The organism is Streptomyces tanashiensis (genome assembly GCF_014648895.1).
Classification (GTDB): domain Bacteria; phylum Actinomycetota; class Actinomycetes; order Streptomycetales; family Streptomycetaceae; genus Streptomyces; species Streptomyces tanashiensis.
This window is the reverse complement of the sequence record NZ_BMRZ01000002.1, coordinates 108,940-126,196: the sequence shown is the minus strand read 5'-3', so window position 1 is coordinate 126,196 and position 17,257 is coordinate 108,940. Positions and strand designations below refer to the sequence as shown.

Genomic DNA, 17,257 nt, shown 5'->3' with positions numbered 1-17,257 from the left:
GACCTTCCGGAAAGGCTTCCGCATGAACGAGTACGACTCCGGACCCGATCTCGCCTACGTCAGCGCCACCGAGGCCCGACGGCTTTTCGAGGCCCGCGAGCTGTCGCCCGTGGAGCTGATGCGCGCGGTGATCGACCGCGCCGAGAAGACCGAACCGGTCGTCAACGCCTTCACCGAGCGACTCTTCGACGAGGCACTCGCACAGGCCCGGCACGCCGAGGACCGCTTCCTCGGCAAAGGCGGCCTGACACCGCGCCCCCTGGAGGGCATCCCCGTCGCCACCAAGGAGAAGCACGCCATCGCCGGGCGTACCCACACCGAGGGCTCGCTCGTCCACGCCGGCACCCTCGCGACCGAGAACGCCCCGGTGGTCGACCGCATCCTGGAGGCCGGCGGCATCATCCACGCCCGCACCGCCACCCCCGAGTTCTCCATCGCCACCTTCACCCACAGCCGTCTGTGGGGCGTCACCCGCAACCCCTGGAACCCCGAGTTCACGCCGGGCGGCTCGTCCGGCGGCGCGGGAGCCTCGCTCGCGGCCGGTACCGCACTGCTCGCCTCCGCCTCCGACATCGGCGGTTCCACCCGGATCCCCGCCGCCTTCACCGGCACCGTCGGATTCAAGGCCCCGTACGGCCGAATCCCCGGCGTCGCGCCGCTCTCCGCCGACCACTACCGCGGCGACGGACCCATGGCACGGACCGTGGACGACTGTGTCGCCTTCGCCAACGTCCTGGCCGGACCCGACCCGCGCGACCACGTGTCGCTGCGCCCGAAGCTCATCCTGCCGACCGAGTACGAAACGGTCGCGGGCATGCGCGTGGCGCTGTGCCTCAGGCTGGGCGCGTACGACGTCCACCCGGAGGTGGAGGCCAACACCCGCGCGGTCGCCCGCGCCCTCACCGACGCGGGCGCGGTGGTCGAGGAGGTCGAACTCCCCTGGACCAAGGACGACCTCCTCGTGACGCTCGCGGCTCACTTCTCCAGCATCTTCGGTGCCGTCGTCTCCGAGATCGAGGCGAAGCACCGCGACCGCCTGTCGGCCTACACGGTGGCCTTCGCGGACACCATGGCCGAGGCCCGCGAACGCGTCTCCTACCTCGATGGACTGCGCGTCGAGACCCGCCTGCAGCGTGAACTGGGCGAGGCGATGGCACCCTTCGACGCCCTGATATGCCCGACGACGGCCGTACCGGGCCTGCCTGCCGGAGACGACCTCCTGGGGCGCCTGGTCGTGAACGGCGAGGACCACGGTGAGCCCCTGTGGGCGGCCATGACCGCCCCCTTCAACATCAGCAACCGCTGCCCGGTCCTCAACGTCCCCAGCGGTCACTCCAGTTGGGGCCTCCCCACCGGCGTTCAGATCGTCGGCCACACCTACGACGACCCGACCGTCTTCCGCATCGGCAAGGCTCTGGAGCGGCTCCGCCCCTGGACGTACACGCCGGACCACCGGCCGACCGGCTGGCAGCGGACGGGGACCTGAACTGGCGGTCCCACTCGCGTAGCGTGCTCAGCTTCGGGGTGTGACGACGTCGCCCCCCGGTGAGTGCACGACGAGGAACCGCGGTGGAGACGGGGCCACCGCGGGCTCCGTGCGACGGCCGGCGGAGGCTGTCGCCCCCAGCCGCCACTGGTCGCGGCGACCTCGACGGTTCGCTCATCCGGGACGCCCGCATCCACCTCCATCGGCTGCCCGGCCACCGGCGCCGGGCCGCGGACGTCGCGAAGACCACCTCTTCAACCCCCTGAAGCGGCTGATGTTCCAGACGGCGGCGCTCGACGCATCGCCGCCGCGGCACACGCATGTCTCCGCCTCCCGCCGGATGGGACCGCGGCGCTTCCGGAACCCTGTGGCGGTGGCCACGGCAGTGGCCGTCAACCTGAGGCATAGCGGGGCCGGCCGACGCGCCCCCGCCCCAACCCGAGCGCGTCGGCGAGCATCGCGGGGCTGCAGGCCACGCTCACGACGCGTGCACCCCGGACAACAGCGCCCTCAACTGGACGTCGAGACGGAACCCCAGGGGCCCGAGCACGCCCCCCGATCGATCGATCGATCGACCGAGCCGCTCGCGAAGCGCGACGCGAACTCGGCGGCGGCCGGCCCTTCGAGACCCTGAGCGGCGCAAGACCTTGCCCATCGACACCCGGACGCAGGGCCCCGACGGATACCGCTGACGGGGGCGGGCGGGTCCAGCCCCAGACGATTCGGGACGATCCGGGACAGGACTCGGACAGAACCCTGACCAGGTGGGACGGGTCACCCGCCGTCCGGGACACCGGAGGTGCCTTCCCCGAGGCCTCCCGTGACGCCCAGGATCGGGGCGAGCAGCCGACCCCCGCCGCACCACTCGGTGTCGGGACGGCGGCCGGCCACTGATCCGGAATCCAGGAGGACCGAAGATGAAGCGAAGTCTGGTGCGCGAGGCGGCGACAGCGGTGGCGGGGCTGATCCTGCTGACCACGGTGGGCGTGTCCGGGGCGGCGGTGGCCGCCGAGAGCGGCACCACGGGAACACTCGCCGCCTGCGTCACCTCGACCCGTAACTGGGGCGGCAACGTCATCGCGGGCTACGGCTGCAGCGAGTACGCCCTGCCCAACGGCGAGGAGCAGGTCTTCGGCGTCGGCACGGACGGCGCGGTGTGGACCCGCTGGTCCCGGACCAACGGAACGCTCAGCTCCTGGACGTCCTTAGGCGGCCAGGCCCGCAGCAGCGTGTCGGCGGAGGGCTACGGCTGGGCGATCACGCTGAGCGTCATCGGCGCCGACGGCAACTGGTGGTACAACAACCGCGGTGGCACCTCCAGCGGCGGCTGGAGCGGCTGGCACCGCTGATCCGCCCCCACAGCTCGCCGAAGCATCGCCGGCCGCGGGCACCATGAGCGGCACCCCCAGGGCGTGCCGAACGGGTCGCGGGAGCCACACCGGCCGCGGGCGATGCCGCTCTCCACAGCGGTCCCCATCGTCTCGCCGTAACTGGGGAAGTCACCGTGCTGGTCACCGCCCTCGACGAAGGGTGGTGACCAGCACGGCCGCAACAAGGCCCAGAGATCACGCATGCCATGTGCCGTCCGCGTGTCCGGGTGAACTCGCCAGGAGAAGTCGGCACGCATGGCGGAAGAGCTGTCTCGCTCGCTCTCGGCTTGCGTCGCCGCCATCAACGCGGCCACCCTCGGGCAGGGCGCTGGTAGTCCCTCCGCCGCGACGGGGCCCCAAGGTGTCAGACGTTTCCTGGACCACGCATCATCGAAGCGCACCCAAGTTCGTCGAGCACGCTCGAAGGACCATCGACGTGTGAAGCCAACCGTCGGCCCTGGCATGTCAGGCGCTCAAGCTTCGGTGGCACGTGCTCGGACTTCGATGGCACAGGGTGTCTGCCCTGGCCCGGCCGGCCCGCCCGACCGCCCCAAGGAACACCATGACCAGCCCCGCGCGCCACACCGGCACCACTGTTTTCGGCTTCGCCGCCTCCGCCGGTTCGGGCCGCGCCGGCACACCGGGAGCCGGCAGACCCTCGGAGGAGGCGGGGTGGACGACGGCGTCGTGGCTCGGGGCCAGTACCTCGCCAACGCGTGAGCGCGGTAGCAGATGAGGGTGCATGCGATGCTGCTGAAGGCGAGGAAGTGGTCGGCCTTGCGTTCGTAACGGCGGTGAGTCGGCAGCGCAGTCGGCGAGCCAGGCCATGGTGCATTCGATGGTCCATGGGTGTCGTCCCAGCCTCTGGGAGGTACGGGCTTCAGTAGACGACGTCGGCGTTCCGGCGGCTGCGCCGTCAGCTGTGCAGCCCAGGGGCTACGGGTCGCCTTCAGCACCGTTGCGCGGGCCCCAGGACCGTGAGTCCCACCTGCGCGGCGAGCCAGTGGGCGTACGGTTCCCTTCTCTGGTGGCCGTCGATGTTGACGCTGCGGACGTGGACGAGGACGGTGTGGTCATCGGCGGGCTCGTCGAGCTCGCGGGTACGGGTGTTGAAGAGAAGTGTTACTTCAGCGTGCTTGGACTCGCCGTGGAATCCCGCCTCGGGCGCGTCCGGCCATTGCAGTGACTCCCAGTTGATCAAGCCCACATTCGGACCGATCGCCGAAGAGAAAGCGTCCTCGATGCTGCCGACCGGCAGGTGCCACACCTCCCACTCCACCGGCAGCCGTCCCTCGAACGCGGCTGCCTCGGCCGGCAGGCCGCTCGCCGGGACACCGACGACGAGAGCAGGCTGGTCCTCGAACGGCACCCCTTGAAATTCCTCCAGCTCCGACGCCCCGCGGAACCATCCCCCGGGCATGGCCTTCGCCATCCGCCGCACCTCGGCGACGGAGGAAAGCTCCGCATACGCGGAGACCTCGGAATGTTCGCAGCGGCCGAACTCCATGAGACGGCGCGCGGTGTGCAGGGCGAGGAACGGATCGGGGGTACAGAAGACGGGATAGGCGACGTCGTTGGACATCCGATGACTGTGCCACGGCCTGTCATCGCAAGACATCGTATTTGCAGCACGCTCCCTATGCGCCCGTCGGCCCGTCAGGGGACGCTGGGCAGGCAATGCCGAAGACGGGCGAGAGTGCGGCCCGCTTGAGAGGTGGCCGTTCTGGCAGGACTGACCCGAACCGGGAGCCTTCCCCCAGAGCTGGGCGCAGCCTCCTGGCGCACGAACATCGCCGTACGCCAGCCGGCCGCGTTGTTCGGAACCCAAGTCAGGGGCGGACCGGATCACCCACCATCTCGGGCCGATGCCCGCGCTCCAGCCCCGCAAGCGGTGTGCGAGGGACACCGTGCTGATCTTCGACGGCAGCCCGTTGCCCACGCACAGGATCACTGGTCTGGTGCGGTGACGGGCCTGCGTGTGTTGGGCGTGTCGGTGGGACCGGGAGGCTCCCGTCCAAAGGATGGTGACGGCCGCAGCATCAGGCCTCGACGAAGGAACGACCGCCAGAGCGAATGGACGTGGTGTGACCAGAAGACACAGGCGGCATCGGAGTTTCGGCGCTGCGGGAGTGGCGGTGGCCCTCATCTGGGGATGTGCCACGGCTGGGAACGCCCGGCCCTCCGACGGGACACCCGGCGACTTCGAGCGCGCGGCCGAGCAGGCGGCAGCGGAATTCGGTGTGCCGAAGGAAGTACTTCTCGGCGTCAGCTACGAGTCCTCCTGGTGGGAGGCCAATCACGGCCGCCCGAGCACCAAGGGCGGCTACGGTCCGATGCACCTGACGGACACGACGTCCGGGACGACGTACGCCCATCGCCCAGGCGAAGGGCCGGTGGACGCCACGGGCACCGACGATCCGTCCGAGCACACCTTGCAGGCCGCCGCCGCGATGATCGGCGTCGCACCCCGGACCCTCCAACGGGACGAACTGCAGAACCTCCGAGGCGGCGCCGCACTGCTCGCCTCGTACCAACGGCAGATCACCCGGGAACTGCCGACCGACCCGGGTGGCTGGTACGGGGCTGTGGCGCGCTACAGCCAGGCCGCCGACACCGCCACGGCCGGCCGGTTCGCCGATGGCGTGTTCGAAGTGATCCGCGCCGGCCGGCAGAGGGTGCGCAAGGACGGCCAGAGGGTGTCGTTGCCGAAGGTGCCGTCCGTCCGTCCGGCGACGACACAGCTCGCCTCCCTGAGGCTGCGGACGCTGGCCGCCGCGGCGGTGCCGGAGTGCCCCGCCGAGCTGAATTGCCGGTTCGTTCACGCTGCTGCCTCGAACTATCAGGTGTCCTCGCGGAGCGCGAACGGCATCGACGTCGACTTCATCGTCATTCATGACCTCGAAGGGACCTACGACGGGGGAGTGAGCTGGTTCCAGGACCCCGTCAGCGGGGTTTCCGCGCATTACGTGATGAAGGCCGACGGCAGTGAGGCAACGCAGATGGTTGCCACCAAGGACATCGCTTTCCACGCCGGGAACTACTGGGTCAACCTGCACGGCGTCGGTATCGAACTGGAGGGATACGCCGCCCAGGGGCCCACCTGGTTCACTCCGGCCCAGTACAAGGCGACTGCCGCGCTGGTGGCCTACCTGGCACGACGCTTCGACGTCCCCCTGGACCGCAAGCACATCATCGGGCACGACAACGTCCTTCCGCCGCGGCCGGCCCGCGCGCCGGACGCGCACTGGGACCCCGGCCCCTACTGGGACTGGGAGAAGTTCATGGCGCTCCTCGCCACCGATCACCGCCAGGCGGTCGAAGCCGAGCGTGGAGCGGCAGGCGGGAGCATCGGGATCGGTCAGGCGGTCACGATCGCCCCGACGTACGGCAAGAACTCGCAGCCGGTGACGGTGTGCGCCTCGACGTGCCGGACTCAGACACAGCCTTCGAACTTCCTCTACGTCCGTACGGAGCCCCGCGACGGCGCTCCGCTCGTCTCCGACCTTGCCCTCCATCCGGACGGGTCGGCGGGAACCAACCACATCGACGACTGGGGATCCACCGCGATGTGGGGACAGGAATTCGTGGTCGCCGACGTGCAAGGAGACTGGACGGCCATCTGGTTCGGTGGGCAGAAGGGGTGGATCCACAACCCGGCGGGCGTGAACACCCGCCCCGCACCGAACGCGCGGATCGTCCGTCCCGCGAGCGGGGCGAATTCGATCTCCCTCTACACAACGGCCTACCCTCGCGCCGACGAGTACCCCCAGGGATTGCCGGCGTCGGACCAGACGCGTTTCAACGTGTACACGTTCCCCCAGGGGCAGGCGTACGTGGCCGCCAGCACACCGGTCGACGCCGACGACTTCTTCCCCGCCACACCCACGCGCCGGGAGGTTGTGGTCACTGGTGACCAGAAGTACGACGTGATCCAGTACAACCGGCGCCTGGCCACCGTGAAGACCGGGGAGACAGGCCGATAACCCTGGAGCCGGCCAGTGCTCGGAGCGGGCCGCGCGCCGACGAAGAGCACAGCCTCGACGGGCTCGCCCGCGACGCCCTGGACAGGCGCGCCTGCATCGGCGCGGACGCGGCCCGGCTGTGCGCGCTGCGATGCTCCCAGGAGACCGGGGCCGGGGCCCCGCATCGTCGACGACGCAGACCTCTACACCCCCTGCGGACCGGCTGTCCCGGTCACCGGGGCGATCCCGGGCGACGGCCGTCTGGCATCCACCCGCATGGGTGCGCTGGGCGGGCAGCATGGCGCACCGTGTGTGAACGCTGGTGAGGAAGTCCTCTTTCCGAGGTTCTTGTCCCCCGCCGCAGTGAAGGTGACGTATGAACGCCGACCCATCGGAATCCTCCCGGCGAACCCGGAAGACGGCTGCCCGCAGTGCTACGGCCAAGAAGACGGCCAAGAAGACCGCCCCCGCCAAACGGCAGCCGGCCCGCAAGACCACCGCCTCCAGCAACGGACAGGGCAGCGGCGAGCTCCGGTCGGGGCCCGTCGCCGGAACCATTCTGGTCGACGGTGCGACCTTCCGTGCCAAGGCCCTCCACTACGCCGAGGTGGACGGGCTCGCGATGTTCGAAGGCGACATCGTGCTCGGTACGGTCGAGGAGCTGACACGGGAGTCCGACGCGGGGCCGGTCCTCGAATCAGTCGGGATCGTGGCGGTCGAGCAGGGGCAGCAGCGACGCTGGCCCGATGCGACGGTGCCGTACGAGATCGACCCCAGCCTGCCCGACCCACAGCGTGTCACGGACGCCATCGCCCACTGGGAGTCCCGCACCCGCATCCGGTTCGTGGAACGCACCCCTGCCGACGCGGCCCGGTTCCCGGACTTCGTGCGCTTCGTGCCGGGCGACGGCTGCTCGTCCAGCGTGGGCCGACGCGGCGGCATGCAGAAGGTGACGCTGGGCCCCAACTGCTCCACCGGTAACGCCATTCACGAGATCGGTCACACGGTGGGGCTGTGGCACGAGCAGAGCCGCGAGGACCGGGACCAGCACGTCACGATCATGTTCGCGAACATCAAGCCGGACATGCAGCACAACTTCCTGCAGCAGATCGCCGACGGCGACGACCTGGGGCCGTACGACTTCGCCTCGATCATGCACTACCCGGCGAAGGCCTTCGCGATCGACCCGAGCCAGCCGACCATTGTTCCCCGGGAGCAGCTTCCTCCCGGTGTGACGATGGGACAGCGCTCGGGACTCTCCCAGGGTGACATCGACGGTGTCCACATGATGTATCCGGCCCCGCCGGCTCCCACGGTCAAGGAGATCTCCAAGGACCCCGGCTTCGAATCGACCATCAAGGAGATGACCAAGGACCCGGTGTTCGATGGCCCCGTGAAACCACCTTGGACCGAACTCATGAGCCCGCCGGCGGCGAGCAGTCCGTTCGTGCTGGCCACGCCGCATCAGTCCCCGGCGATGATCGCTCAGCCGGACGGAGTGGCCGAACAGGTACGCCAGTTGGGCCAGATGGTCGCATCCCTGCAACAGGGGCTGTCCGCCGTGCAGGCCGGTTACAACCTCCTGCTGGCGCAGGTCGGCACCCCGCCCGGTGCTGCTGGGCGGCCTCAATGATCCTGATCGTGTCGCACGACGAGGACCACACACGGGGCGTCGTGCGGAGGCTGGAGGCGGCCGGACGTGAGGTGGTCCGTATCGACCTGGCCGACTTCCCCGCCCGCGGCGACATCACGCTCGAGTACGCCGCGGCCGGGGAACCGGTCTACACGGTGCGCACGCCGACCGCCCACGCTCGGCTGGAGCGCTGCCGGGCCGCCTGGTGGCGGCGCGTGCGCCCCTTCACCGTCGACCACCAGCTGGGCACCATTCGCGATCAGAGGTTCGCGGTCAGCGAGACCGGCGAGGCGCTGCACGGTCTGTTCCACTCACTCGACTGCACATGGGTCAATCCGCCCGCGCTGGACGCGATCGCCCACCACAAGCCCTACCAGTGGCACGTGGCACGCCGCGTGGGGCTCTCCCTGCCCCGGACCCTGGTCACCAACCAGGAGGAGCAGGCCCGCCGTTTCATCCGCGAGATCGGCGTCGGCCGAACCGTCTTCAAGGCCTTCATCGCCTCGGCCGACGCGTGGCGGGAGACCCGGCTCGTACGGGCCGAGGACCTGACGCTTCTGGACGCCGTACGGTACGCGCCCGTCATCTTTCAGGAGTACGTGCCGGGAACGGATCTGCGGGTGACCGTAGTGGGCGACCGTGTCTTCGCCGCGGAGATCGACGCCTCGCAGACGGGATATCCGGTGGACATGCGCATGGTCGTCGGCGAGGCGCGGGTACGACCGGTCGATCTGCCCGCAGCCGTCACCGACAATCTCCTGCGTGTCATGCGGGCTCTCGGCCTGGTGTTCGGCGCGGTGGATCTGCGCAGGCGGGCCGACGGGGAGTACGTGTTCCTGGAGGTGAACCCGGCGGGTCAGTGGTTGTTCGTGGAGGAACGGACCGGATTGCCGATCACGGCGGAGGTGGCCGCGCTCCTGTCGCGCCTCGACGATCGCGAGCCGGAACCGGCCGTGGCGTCAGGCTCCCTCTCGGTAGGGGTGCGATGACACACAGCATCACGGGTTTCGTGTCCCTGCCGTCCGACACGCCGTCCGGAACGGCTGCCTCTCTCGTGGTGGAGGTCCATGACGTTTCCCTGGCCGACGCGCCTTCCAGGGTCGTCGGTGCGCAGGTTCAGACGGACGTGTGGCTGTCTCCGGGAGGCCGGGTTCCCTTCCATGTGAACGTGCCCGAACTCGACCCCTCGGCCTCTTACGGACTGCGCGTGCACATCGACCGCTCAGGGAACGGCACGCTCGAATCGGGCGACCTCATCAACACTCAAGCCGTACCTGTTCGGTCAGAATCCGCGGAGGGCCTGGAGGCACCGGTCAGTCTCCTGTGACCCCATGAGGCGAGCGTGCGTCCCAGCCGGTCGGATGACTTCTGGAAGAGCGGGCGTACTAGAGGGTGTTGTGACTGTCGGTTCGGGTGGTCGTTCCTCTGGCCGTGGGGAGACGCTAGTCGCAGCCACGGATCGTGTCGGATGCACTGTGGTCGCTGATCGAGCCCTTTCCTCCGGCTCGAGGATTCATCTGGTCCCACCAGTTGACCAGTGGCCGTCGGGCCCGTGTATCGGCCTGACTCCGCCGGGCTGATCTGAATCGGGTGCTTCTGAATCCGGCGTTCGCGGCATTCTTCCCCCTCATACAGCACCCCCGGTACACACCCGATGCCCCGCAGAACGACAGACTGCCTGTGGCACCACCATGCGCGATCGACGCGACCTTCCTAAACCGTCCCTGCGGTGCCGCGCGGTTCCACCGACGCCCGGTGCGCGGTCAGAACCGGTGCGACCACAAGTCGCGCCACCGCTTCCTCGGGGTCGGCGCCCGGCCGGAGCGCCGTGGCGCGGCCCACCACCGGGCGCTCGGCGAACCCCGTGTTCAGATGCGGCAGGCGTGCGTCCGTGACGGCGATGCCTCGGCGGCGGACCTCACGCCCCGCGATCCCCAGCCACGTGGCAAGAGCCGTCTTCGCCGCCGCGTAGTCGGCCATCCCCAGGGCGGGGCGGTCCACGATCTCCCCGGTCACCACGACGGCCGCGCCACCCGCTGGAAGGATCTCAAGGGCGCCGCGTACCACCGTGATGGGGGCCAGGGCATTGACGGTGAACAGGTGCTCGCTTACCGGGATCGGCATCTCAGAGGCTGGACCAAAACCGGCCACGCCCACTGCGACCACGACGGCCTCAAGACCTCCCAGCGCGGTGCACGCCCACCTGGCCAGACCTGCGCACCGGTCGAGGTCGTAGGCGTCGCACGCACGCCACGGCGCGCCGCCGAGCGCTTGAGCCCGTTCCTCCAGGCGGCCCTGGTTCCGGCCGGCGAGCGCGATCTCCGCTCCGTTTCCGGTCAACTGGCGAGCGGCCGCGCCACCGACCGCGCCGCTGGCACCGACCACAAGCACCCGCAGGCTCGTGTCGCCCATGGCCTGCTCCCTTCTATGCTCCTGCCTCGTGGCGACCACGGAACCGCCGGATGCGAGGCGAAGCCCGATCACCAGCCCAAGGTGCCGGGCTCGCCCTTGAACGGGCCCGTGACCTCGTCCGTGATCCATCCGCCGTAGAACCCGCCCGCCTGCGCACGCACCGCCTCCCCATCGACCGTGCATCCCTCCACCAGCTCGGGGTAGAACGCGATGTGGCCGGCGATGGCCTCGTAGCCGGGTCTCGGCTCTTCGTAGCTCCAGGCGGCATCCGGGACGGGCGGATGGTCCGCCGTTCCCCGCAGGGTCCAGTAGGTGGCGACGCCCTTCCACTCGCACACACTCCGCCTCCGCCCCTCGGACACGGACAGCAACGCAACCCGTACGTCCGACCGGGGTACGTAGAACGTCGGCGGATGGCTGGTCTCCAGCACCCTCAGGCAACGGCGGGAGTCTGCCAGCGTCACGCCTCGATGCCTCACCACCACGTGTCGTGTGTCGGCTTCGATCCGGGGCGGACGCGGGTAGTCCCAGACCGACTCCTTGGGGGAGCGATGGCCCTCTCCTGATGCTTTGCTCACGACTCCACCTCCCGCTCGATCGAGACCTTCGGTACTTCGCCCGGGTCTGCCCGGGTGACCCGATCACGCGTGGTCCACGAGTTCGCGGACGCAGCGGCCGGGCAGGCGGCCTGCCGCGGCCACGACCATCTGGCGCGGTCGGCACGGCTACGGCCGCGGATGCCCCGATCTGCTTTCACGTGGGTGAGTGAGGAAGACCTGGTCGACGAAGCACCAGGCCCAGTCCTCGTCGGAAGCCAGCGAATGCACCACCGGATGACCGCTCCGCATGTAGTGGTCGTGCGCGTGCATTCCCCGCGAGCTGTCGCAGCATCCGACGTTCCCGCACGTCACGCACAAGCGCAGCCGCACCCAACGCCAGCCGCGCGACAGACAGTCCTTGCAGCCGGCCACCTGCGTCACCCCAGGCGTCCCGAGGAGCTGGAGGTGCGCGCAGGAACGCCCGTTCGGCCGTCCGCCGTCCGGCATGACCTCCCAACCCGGGTCATCCACCATCAGACGCTCCTCACCTGCGTCGACCCGCCTCCGCTTCCGCCACCGAAGTATCCGTACTCGATTCCTTCGGCGCCTGGTGCACTGACGGATGCATCCACGACTGATCCGTACACGCGGACCGATCGCCGTGGCATGGCCAACCTTCGGGACCGCGGTGAAGAGCACCACTTTGCGTGCCTTGCCGGTGGCGCAGCCCTGACCGTCAAGCCCATGCGTTGAAGCATGCTCCGCCCAGCGTGGTGATGCCGTAGGTGCGAATGTGGCGCCACTCGCCCTTCGAAAGCACCGACGTGTCCATGCTGGAGAGAGGTGTGGCGAGCTGCTCGCTGCTCAGGACGACGAAGCCGGCTTCAGCGAAGGTAGTGGCCCACGACGGAGGCGGGAGGAATTCCTCTGCGTACCAATTCCGGCGTTCTTGGGCGAAGGCGATCCCAGGGATGATGGGCGTGACACAGAACGACGCTCTCGTTCGTGCGGTCGATGACCGACGCGGTGTGGAAGGTCCGGGGGTACTCCTGGACCTCGATCTCGCCCACCTGGCCTTCGGCGACTCGCGCAGCGGCATACAGAGCGGTTCGGAACGCCCGCAGGTCAGCCTCCGGAAGCGGGCCGTCCTCCGGCCGGAAACAGCCTGTCGCCCCCCCCGCGGCAGTATGAAGCTCGTGTTTCCCTTGTCGGTCATGTTGCTCATCTTGCCCGGTGCGACTCGCTTGATCGACCGTCGACGCCCGGGCCAAGCACGGCGTCGAGATCCGCGTGATCAGTCCTGGCCACGGATCACTCGTACCGTGACCGGAAACCTGACCGGGGTGGGTTGTCACGCGCCACCGACGGCCGAGCCGTGTCGTCATGGAGATCGTGACATGGTGGCGGCATGACCTTTGAAGTTCGCCCGGCGTCGGTCTTCGAGGACGTCCGGGCCCTGATCGGTCCGAAGTCTCCTGGTGCCAACGTCTGCTGGTGTCTGAGCTACCGGATCCCGTCCAAGCTCAACAACGAACTCCGTGGGCCGGCCCGTGGGGAGTACGTCGGCGAGCTGTGCCGTACGGAGCCGCCTCCCGGGGTGCTCGCCTATGACGGCGACGAGCCGGTCGGCTGGGCCGCCGTGGCCCCGCGCTCGGACACGTCCTTCGCCCGCAGCCGCACCATCCCGCACGTTGACCAACTGCCGGTGTGGTCACTGTGGTGCATCCGCGTGCGCCCCGGTCATCGCAAGCAGGGGGTCTCGCACGCCTTGATCGCCGGGGCAGTCGAGTTCGCCCGCTCGCACGGCGCACCGGTGGTCGAGGCGTACCCCCTGGACAGCGGGGACGCCCAGGTGGACATGACGATGGCGTACGCCGGGATCCGGAAGAACTTCGAGCGCGCGGGATTCACTTACGCCGCCGACACCACCTCGGTGCTGGCCGGTCATCCCCGCGTCCTCATGCGACTCGACCTGCGCTGACGAATGCGTCATGGGCCTGGACGGCCGGCTCCATGGACAGGCCGCCCCACCGGATGCCCTTCTCGCGGCGGACACGGGCCCGTTCACGGCGCTGGGCGGCCAGGACATCGGGGTGACGGGCGTTCTGGTTGCGCCAGCGCAGGTAGCAGCGCAGCGCGCGGGACTGACCTGGCGACCTCGGCCGGGGGTGCCCTCATCGGCCTGGAGAAGCCGGGCGATCACCGGAACGCTGTTCCCGCTCACCGAAGCCGGCAGCATCATCGCCGTGCGGAGACGCACCGTGCTGGCACCGCCGCGCCCTACCAGCCGGTGCAGCTTCCGCCCCTCCCGCTCGGTAAGCCCACGGAACCTGACCAGCCCGGCCATCCAGCTCCCCGCACCGATCGGACATACCGTCACACCCAGCCGGCGCGAGGACAGTCAGCACCCGGTGATCGCTTTCGGTATCGGCACTAGCATCAGGCGATGCCGACGATCGACAGCCTCATACCGGAACGCGGCGCGCATGACACCGCGGCCCTGCACGCCTACGACCCCGACGCCCTCGCCGGCTACGTGCTGGACGACCGCAACGTCTGGTGGCGCCGCCGGATCTGTGTGCAGGCGCTTGCCGGCAGGGTCCCCGAATCCCGGGTCCTGGCCCTGCTCGACCGGATCCAGGACGAAGGGGAAACCGGCGAGGTCCGCATCGCGCTCCTCGACCTCCTCTGCGACCGGGCGGAGCTGCTGCCCTGGCTGTGCCACGAGGACCGGAACGACGAGTCCTCGTACCAGATTGCGGAGGCGGTGCTGAAAGCACGGGGCTTGCTCGGCGACCGCACGTCCGCCAGAGAGCTGGCCACGCTCGCCTTCTCGCCCTGGTGGCACCGGCAGCAGCTCGGCGAGGCCGGGCTCATGGGCTTGGTCGAGCGGTACGGGGCCGAGACGATCGTGGCCGACCTTGGCGAGGACAGGCCTGAAGACCGGGCGTTCGCGGTGTGGATGAAGTACCGGGCGGGAGAGGACGTCACCCCGTACCTTGCCGACCCCGACCGGGGTGTCGCCTACGTAGTCCACGAACTCGCCACAGATCCGGACCGGCTCCGCGCCTATCTCGACGAGGCGCCGACCGTCGAGGCGTCGGTATGGGCCGTGCTCGCCCTGCACCGAATCACCGAGGACCCCGAAGAGACCCGCAGACTCGACGAGCACCTCGACCACCCCCGGGTAGAGGTCCCCGGACTGGACGAGGAGTTGCGCCGCGCGATCGTCCACGAGTACGCGCCCGGCTGTGAGCGGGCGAGCGACCCCCGGTGGCGTCTGGAGGCTCTGTGCACCGAGCAGCCCGCCCGCCCCGATGCGACGGAACAGGCGGCTCGGGCAGCTGCCGTACTTGCCGCGGCCGGACTCGCGCCGAAGCCGCCGGTCTCGTGCGGGGAGCACGAACGGCAGGGCGACGGTACGTACTACGTGATCGAGTGCGACGGCGAGGACGTGCTCGTGAGCACCCTCGGCCGTTTCGTCATGAGCCACGACCACGACCACGTCGCCCGGCTCCCGCTGGAGGAGGCCGGCTTCCGCTGGATCGACCGTGAGACCGCGGACACGGGGGTCACCGGCCTGGACGTCTACTACTTCGGCAGTCGCGGGTCCCGCGACGTCGACACGCTGCTCTTCTACTGGCAGGACTGACACCCGGCCCAGGGGCGGCGAACCGACCACCACCCCGAGGCGCTCCACAAGGTCATCGAGGTGAAGGCCGAGCACCGGGAGCCCGCGCCGGCCGCGCCGGTCGTCGACCTGATGGCCGCGCTGGAGAAGTCCGCCGCCGAGGCCCGCGAGCGCCGAGGCGAGCCCGGGCCAGACGCGGCGGGGTCGACCGTGCACAAGGTGCCCAAGCCGAAGAAGACCGCCGCGACGATGAAGACCGTGGTCAAGGAGACGGCCGGGCAGGAGGACCCCGGCGAAGAGGACGTCGCAGGAAGCGTGTCTCCTGGGACACCCGACGGCAGGGCTCTGGCGCGCCGCCGAGGTGTCGTGCATCCGCCGGAAGGGGGTGCGGGGAGCCTGGCGGTGTGCCGCGTACGGGGCAGGTGTGCATGGTGGGCAAGGCTCTCGCCACGTGGTCGGAAGCCCTGCGACCGGAGCCGTCGGCCAGCGCCGACGAGGGCGCCACCGGGCGGCCCGGCTCAGGAGGCGAGGTGGCACGATGGCGTGGTGTCCGACTCTCTCCGTGAACTGTGGCTGCGCGGTATCGCCTTCAACGCGGCGGCGCCCGCCGACGTGCTGATACGTCTCCTGGACGAGGCGGCCGGTGAGGCCGGCTTGCTGATGTGCGAGGGCCGCGACCTGCCCGACGCCGTCATCGACGCGGCCCTGCGCCATCCGGTCGAGCGGATCCGTCGCGCTCTCGCCCGCAACCTGCACGTCGACCCCGCACGACTCGCTCCCTTGGCGTCGGACCCCTCGGGACTCGTCCGTGGGTATCTCGCCGGCGGCAGCCGCACCTGGCTCCAGCCCCGGTGGGTCCGGCCCCTGCCGAACGACATCCTCGTCACCTTCCTGACCGCCCAGGACGGAGGCGAGGACGGCAAGGTCACCGAACAGGACATCGTCGGGGAGCTCTGGTCCTCCCGGCAGGTCCCTCTGTCCTTCCCACGGGACATGGCCGGTCACGACCACCCCGCACTCCGTCTGTACGCCGCCTTCCAGTGGCAGTCGCTCACCGCCGCGCAGCGCAGTGCCCTGCTCGACGACCCCGACCCTGCCGTTCGGGAAGCAGCCAGGAGGGGCAACCGGCAGCTGGACCCGGAGGCGGTGGAGGCCGAGCTGCCGCCCATTGGATCACGCCACGCGGTGTCCGTGCTCGGCACCTGTGCCCTGTCACCTGCGGTGGTCGAGCAGTGCTTCGCGGCCGACGAGGTGAACCCGCTGGCCCGTAACCGCCATACCCCGTCCGACGCGCTGGCCCGCCTCGCCCGCCACCCCGATGCAGAGATCCGCAGGCTGGTCGCAACCCGGCCTGACCTGGGACCCGAGGCGGCGGAGCTGCTGCGGCAGGATCCGGAGGGAGACGTGCGGATGCGTGCCCGCCTCCAGCCCTCGATCCGCACCTGGGTCGAATTCGAGGCGGTACGCGGGGTCGTCGATCACGGTCTCGACTGCACCTGCCCGATCACGCGGCCGGCCACCGAGCCGTCACCTGACTGGTACGCCACCTGCGCGGTGTCCGAGGAACCGGTACTCCGCCGGGTGGCGGCGAGCTGGCCCGGCCTGCCCGCCGAGCTCGTCGGGACACTGGCGCTGGACGATGACGAGGCGGTACGGATCCAGCTGGCCTGCCACCACCCACTGGCTCCGCCGCATCTCCTCCTGGACGTCTTCGTGACCCGGCCGGCCCACCGCCCGCACCTGCTGACCCTGCCTGGGTTCCCCCGCACCGGCCGAACCCACCTCATCGACCACCCGGACCCCGAGGTGCGCGCCCTGGCCGCGGCAGACCCCACCCTGCCCGAACCTCCGCTGCAAGACCCCGACGATGCGGTACGCCGGGCAGCCGCCACCAACCCGACCCTGACACCGGAGACCCTGGAAACCCTCCTGCCCGACCTCCGCACCGCGGAGGGCGCTGCGGCGAACCCGTCCCTCCCCGTCCCCCGCATGCACGCACTCCTCGACCACTGCCTGAACGGCGCCGCCACCCCGCCGACGGTCACCAGACGCTGAGAGACGACACTCATGCAGCGATCACGGGCATGGCCATCACTGTCGGGAAGCGACGGACGCCAACAGGCCGGACCGACACCGCATCCGAACCCCGACCCTTCACCCTGTGGACCGGCCGCGTGCTCCTGCACTGGTCGCGCCTTCTCCAGCGCACGGTCGCGTCCCGTGA

Annotated in this window: 13 protein-coding genes and 2 pseudogenes; 10 read left to right on the top strand and 5 right to left on the bottom strand. The window is 69.9% G+C overall.

Going from position 1 to position 17,257, the window contains the following annotated elements:
* The first annotated feature begins 22 nt into the window (after window positions 1-22).
* Entirely contained in the window at window positions 23-1,486 is a 1,464-nt protein-coding gene (locus tag IE237_RS06105; protein ID WP_189800776.1) for an amidase, read from the top strand.
* Between the two features lie 917 nt (window positions 1,487-2,403).
* Window positions 2,404-2,835 carry a hypothetical protein gene (locus tag IE237_RS06100; RefSeq protein ID WP_189800775.1) on the top strand — a complete coding sequence of 144 codons (432 nt, stop codon included), beginning with the start codon at window positions 2,404-2,406 and terminating at the stop codon, window positions 2,833-2,835.
* Window positions 2,836-3,805: 970 nt separating this feature from the next.
* Here IE237_RS06100 and IE237_RS06090 read toward each other — a convergent pair.
* Window positions 3,806-4,438, bottom strand: coding sequence for a hypothetical protein (locus IE237_RS06090; protein ID WP_189800774.1), 633 nt, complete (start codon window positions 4,436-4,438; stop codon window positions 3,806-3,808).
* A 156-nt stretch (window positions 4,439-4,594) separates the two neighbouring features.
* Between IE237_RS06090 and IE237_RS40545 the strand changes: the two are divergent.
* The 5 genes and pseudogenes from IE237_RS40545 to IE237_RS06070 form a co-directional block, all read left to right on the top strand.
* Window positions 4,595-4,796, top strand: a pseudogene (locus IE237_RS40545) (IS5/IS1182 family transposase); the annotation flags it as partial.
* A 195-nt stretch (window positions 4,797-4,991) separates the two neighbouring features.
* Entirely contained in the window at window positions 4,992-6,839 is a 1,848-nt protein-coding gene (locus tag IE237_RS06085) for an N-acetylmuramoyl-L-alanine amidase (RefSeq protein ID WP_189800773.1), read from the top strand.
* 355 nt (window positions 6,840-7,194) lie between these two features.
* Window positions 7,195-8,451: a Dot/Icm T4SS effector Zinc-dependent metalloprotease LegP gene (gene legP / locus IE237_RS06080; protein ID WP_229842330.1), complete on the top strand. Its 1,257-nt coding sequence runs from the start codon at window positions 7,195-7,197 to the stop codon at window positions 8,449-8,451.
* 8 nt (window positions 8,452-8,459) lie between these two features.
* Entirely contained in the window at window positions 8,460-9,440 is a 981-nt protein-coding gene (locus IE237_RS06075; RefSeq protein ID WP_189800772.1) for an MvdC/MvdD family ATP grasp protein, read from the top strand.
* On the top strand, window positions 9,437-9,778 hold the full coding sequence (locus tag IE237_RS06070; protein ID WP_189800771.1) for a YbaY family lipoprotein: 342 nt from the start codon (window positions 9,437-9,439) through the stop codon (window positions 9,776-9,778). The genes IE237_RS06075 and IE237_RS06070 overlap by 4 nt, the downstream gene beginning before the upstream one ends.
* Before the next feature lie 386 nt (window positions 9,779-10,164).
* Here IE237_RS06070 and IE237_RS06065 read toward each other — a convergent pair whose 3' ends face one another.
* From IE237_RS06065 to IE237_RS06055, 3 genes are all read right to left on the bottom strand, one after another.
* Window positions 10,165-10,863: an SDR family NAD(P)-dependent oxidoreductase gene (locus IE237_RS06065; protein ID WP_189800770.1), complete on the bottom strand. Its 699-nt coding sequence runs from the start codon at window positions 10,861-10,863 to the stop codon at window positions 10,165-10,167.
* Window positions 10,864-10,931: 68 nt separating this feature from the next.
* On the bottom strand, window positions 10,932-11,441 hold the full coding sequence (locus IE237_RS06060; protein WP_189800769.1) for a DUF427 domain-containing protein: 510 nt from the start codon (window positions 11,439-11,441) through the stop codon (window positions 10,932-10,934).
* Between the two features lie 147 nt (window positions 11,442-11,588).
* Window positions 11,589-11,909: a UBP-type zinc finger domain-containing protein gene (locus IE237_RS06055; protein WP_189801567.1), complete on the bottom strand. Its 321-nt coding sequence runs from the start codon at window positions 11,907-11,909 to the stop codon at window positions 11,589-11,591.
* A gap of 901 nt (window positions 11,910-12,810) precedes the next feature.
* On the opposite strand from IE237_RS06055, the gene IE237_RS06050 reads away from it, so the two are divergent.
* A complete protein-coding gene (locus tag IE237_RS06050; RefSeq protein WP_189800768.1) occupies window positions 12,811-13,383 on the top strand; it encodes a GNAT family N-acetyltransferase in 573 nt (190 codons plus the stop codon).
* Here the strand turns inward: IE237_RS06050 and IE237_RS40540 are convergent.
* Window positions 13,361-13,549, bottom strand: a pseudogene (locus IE237_RS40540) (hypothetical protein); the annotation flags it as partial. The gene IE237_RS06050 and the pseudogene IE237_RS40540 sit on opposite strands and share 23 nt — an antisense overlap.
* Before the next feature lie 299 nt (window positions 13,550-13,848).
* On the opposite strand from IE237_RS40540, the gene IE237_RS06045 reads away from it, so the two are divergent.
* Both IE237_RS06045 and IE237_RS06040 read left to right on the top strand, forming a co-directional pair.
* Complete coding sequence (locus IE237_RS06045) at window positions 13,849-15,054, top strand: hypothetical protein (RefSeq protein WP_189800767.1); 1,206 nt, start codon at window positions 13,849-13,851, stop codon at window positions 15,052-15,054.
* 525 nt (window positions 15,055-15,579) lie between these two features.
* Window positions 15,580-17,088, top strand: a complete 1,509-nt coding sequence (locus IE237_RS06040; protein ID WP_189800766.1) for a hypothetical protein — start codon at window positions 15,580-15,582, stop codon at window positions 17,086-17,088.
* Window positions 17,089-17,257: the final 169 nt, after the last annotated feature.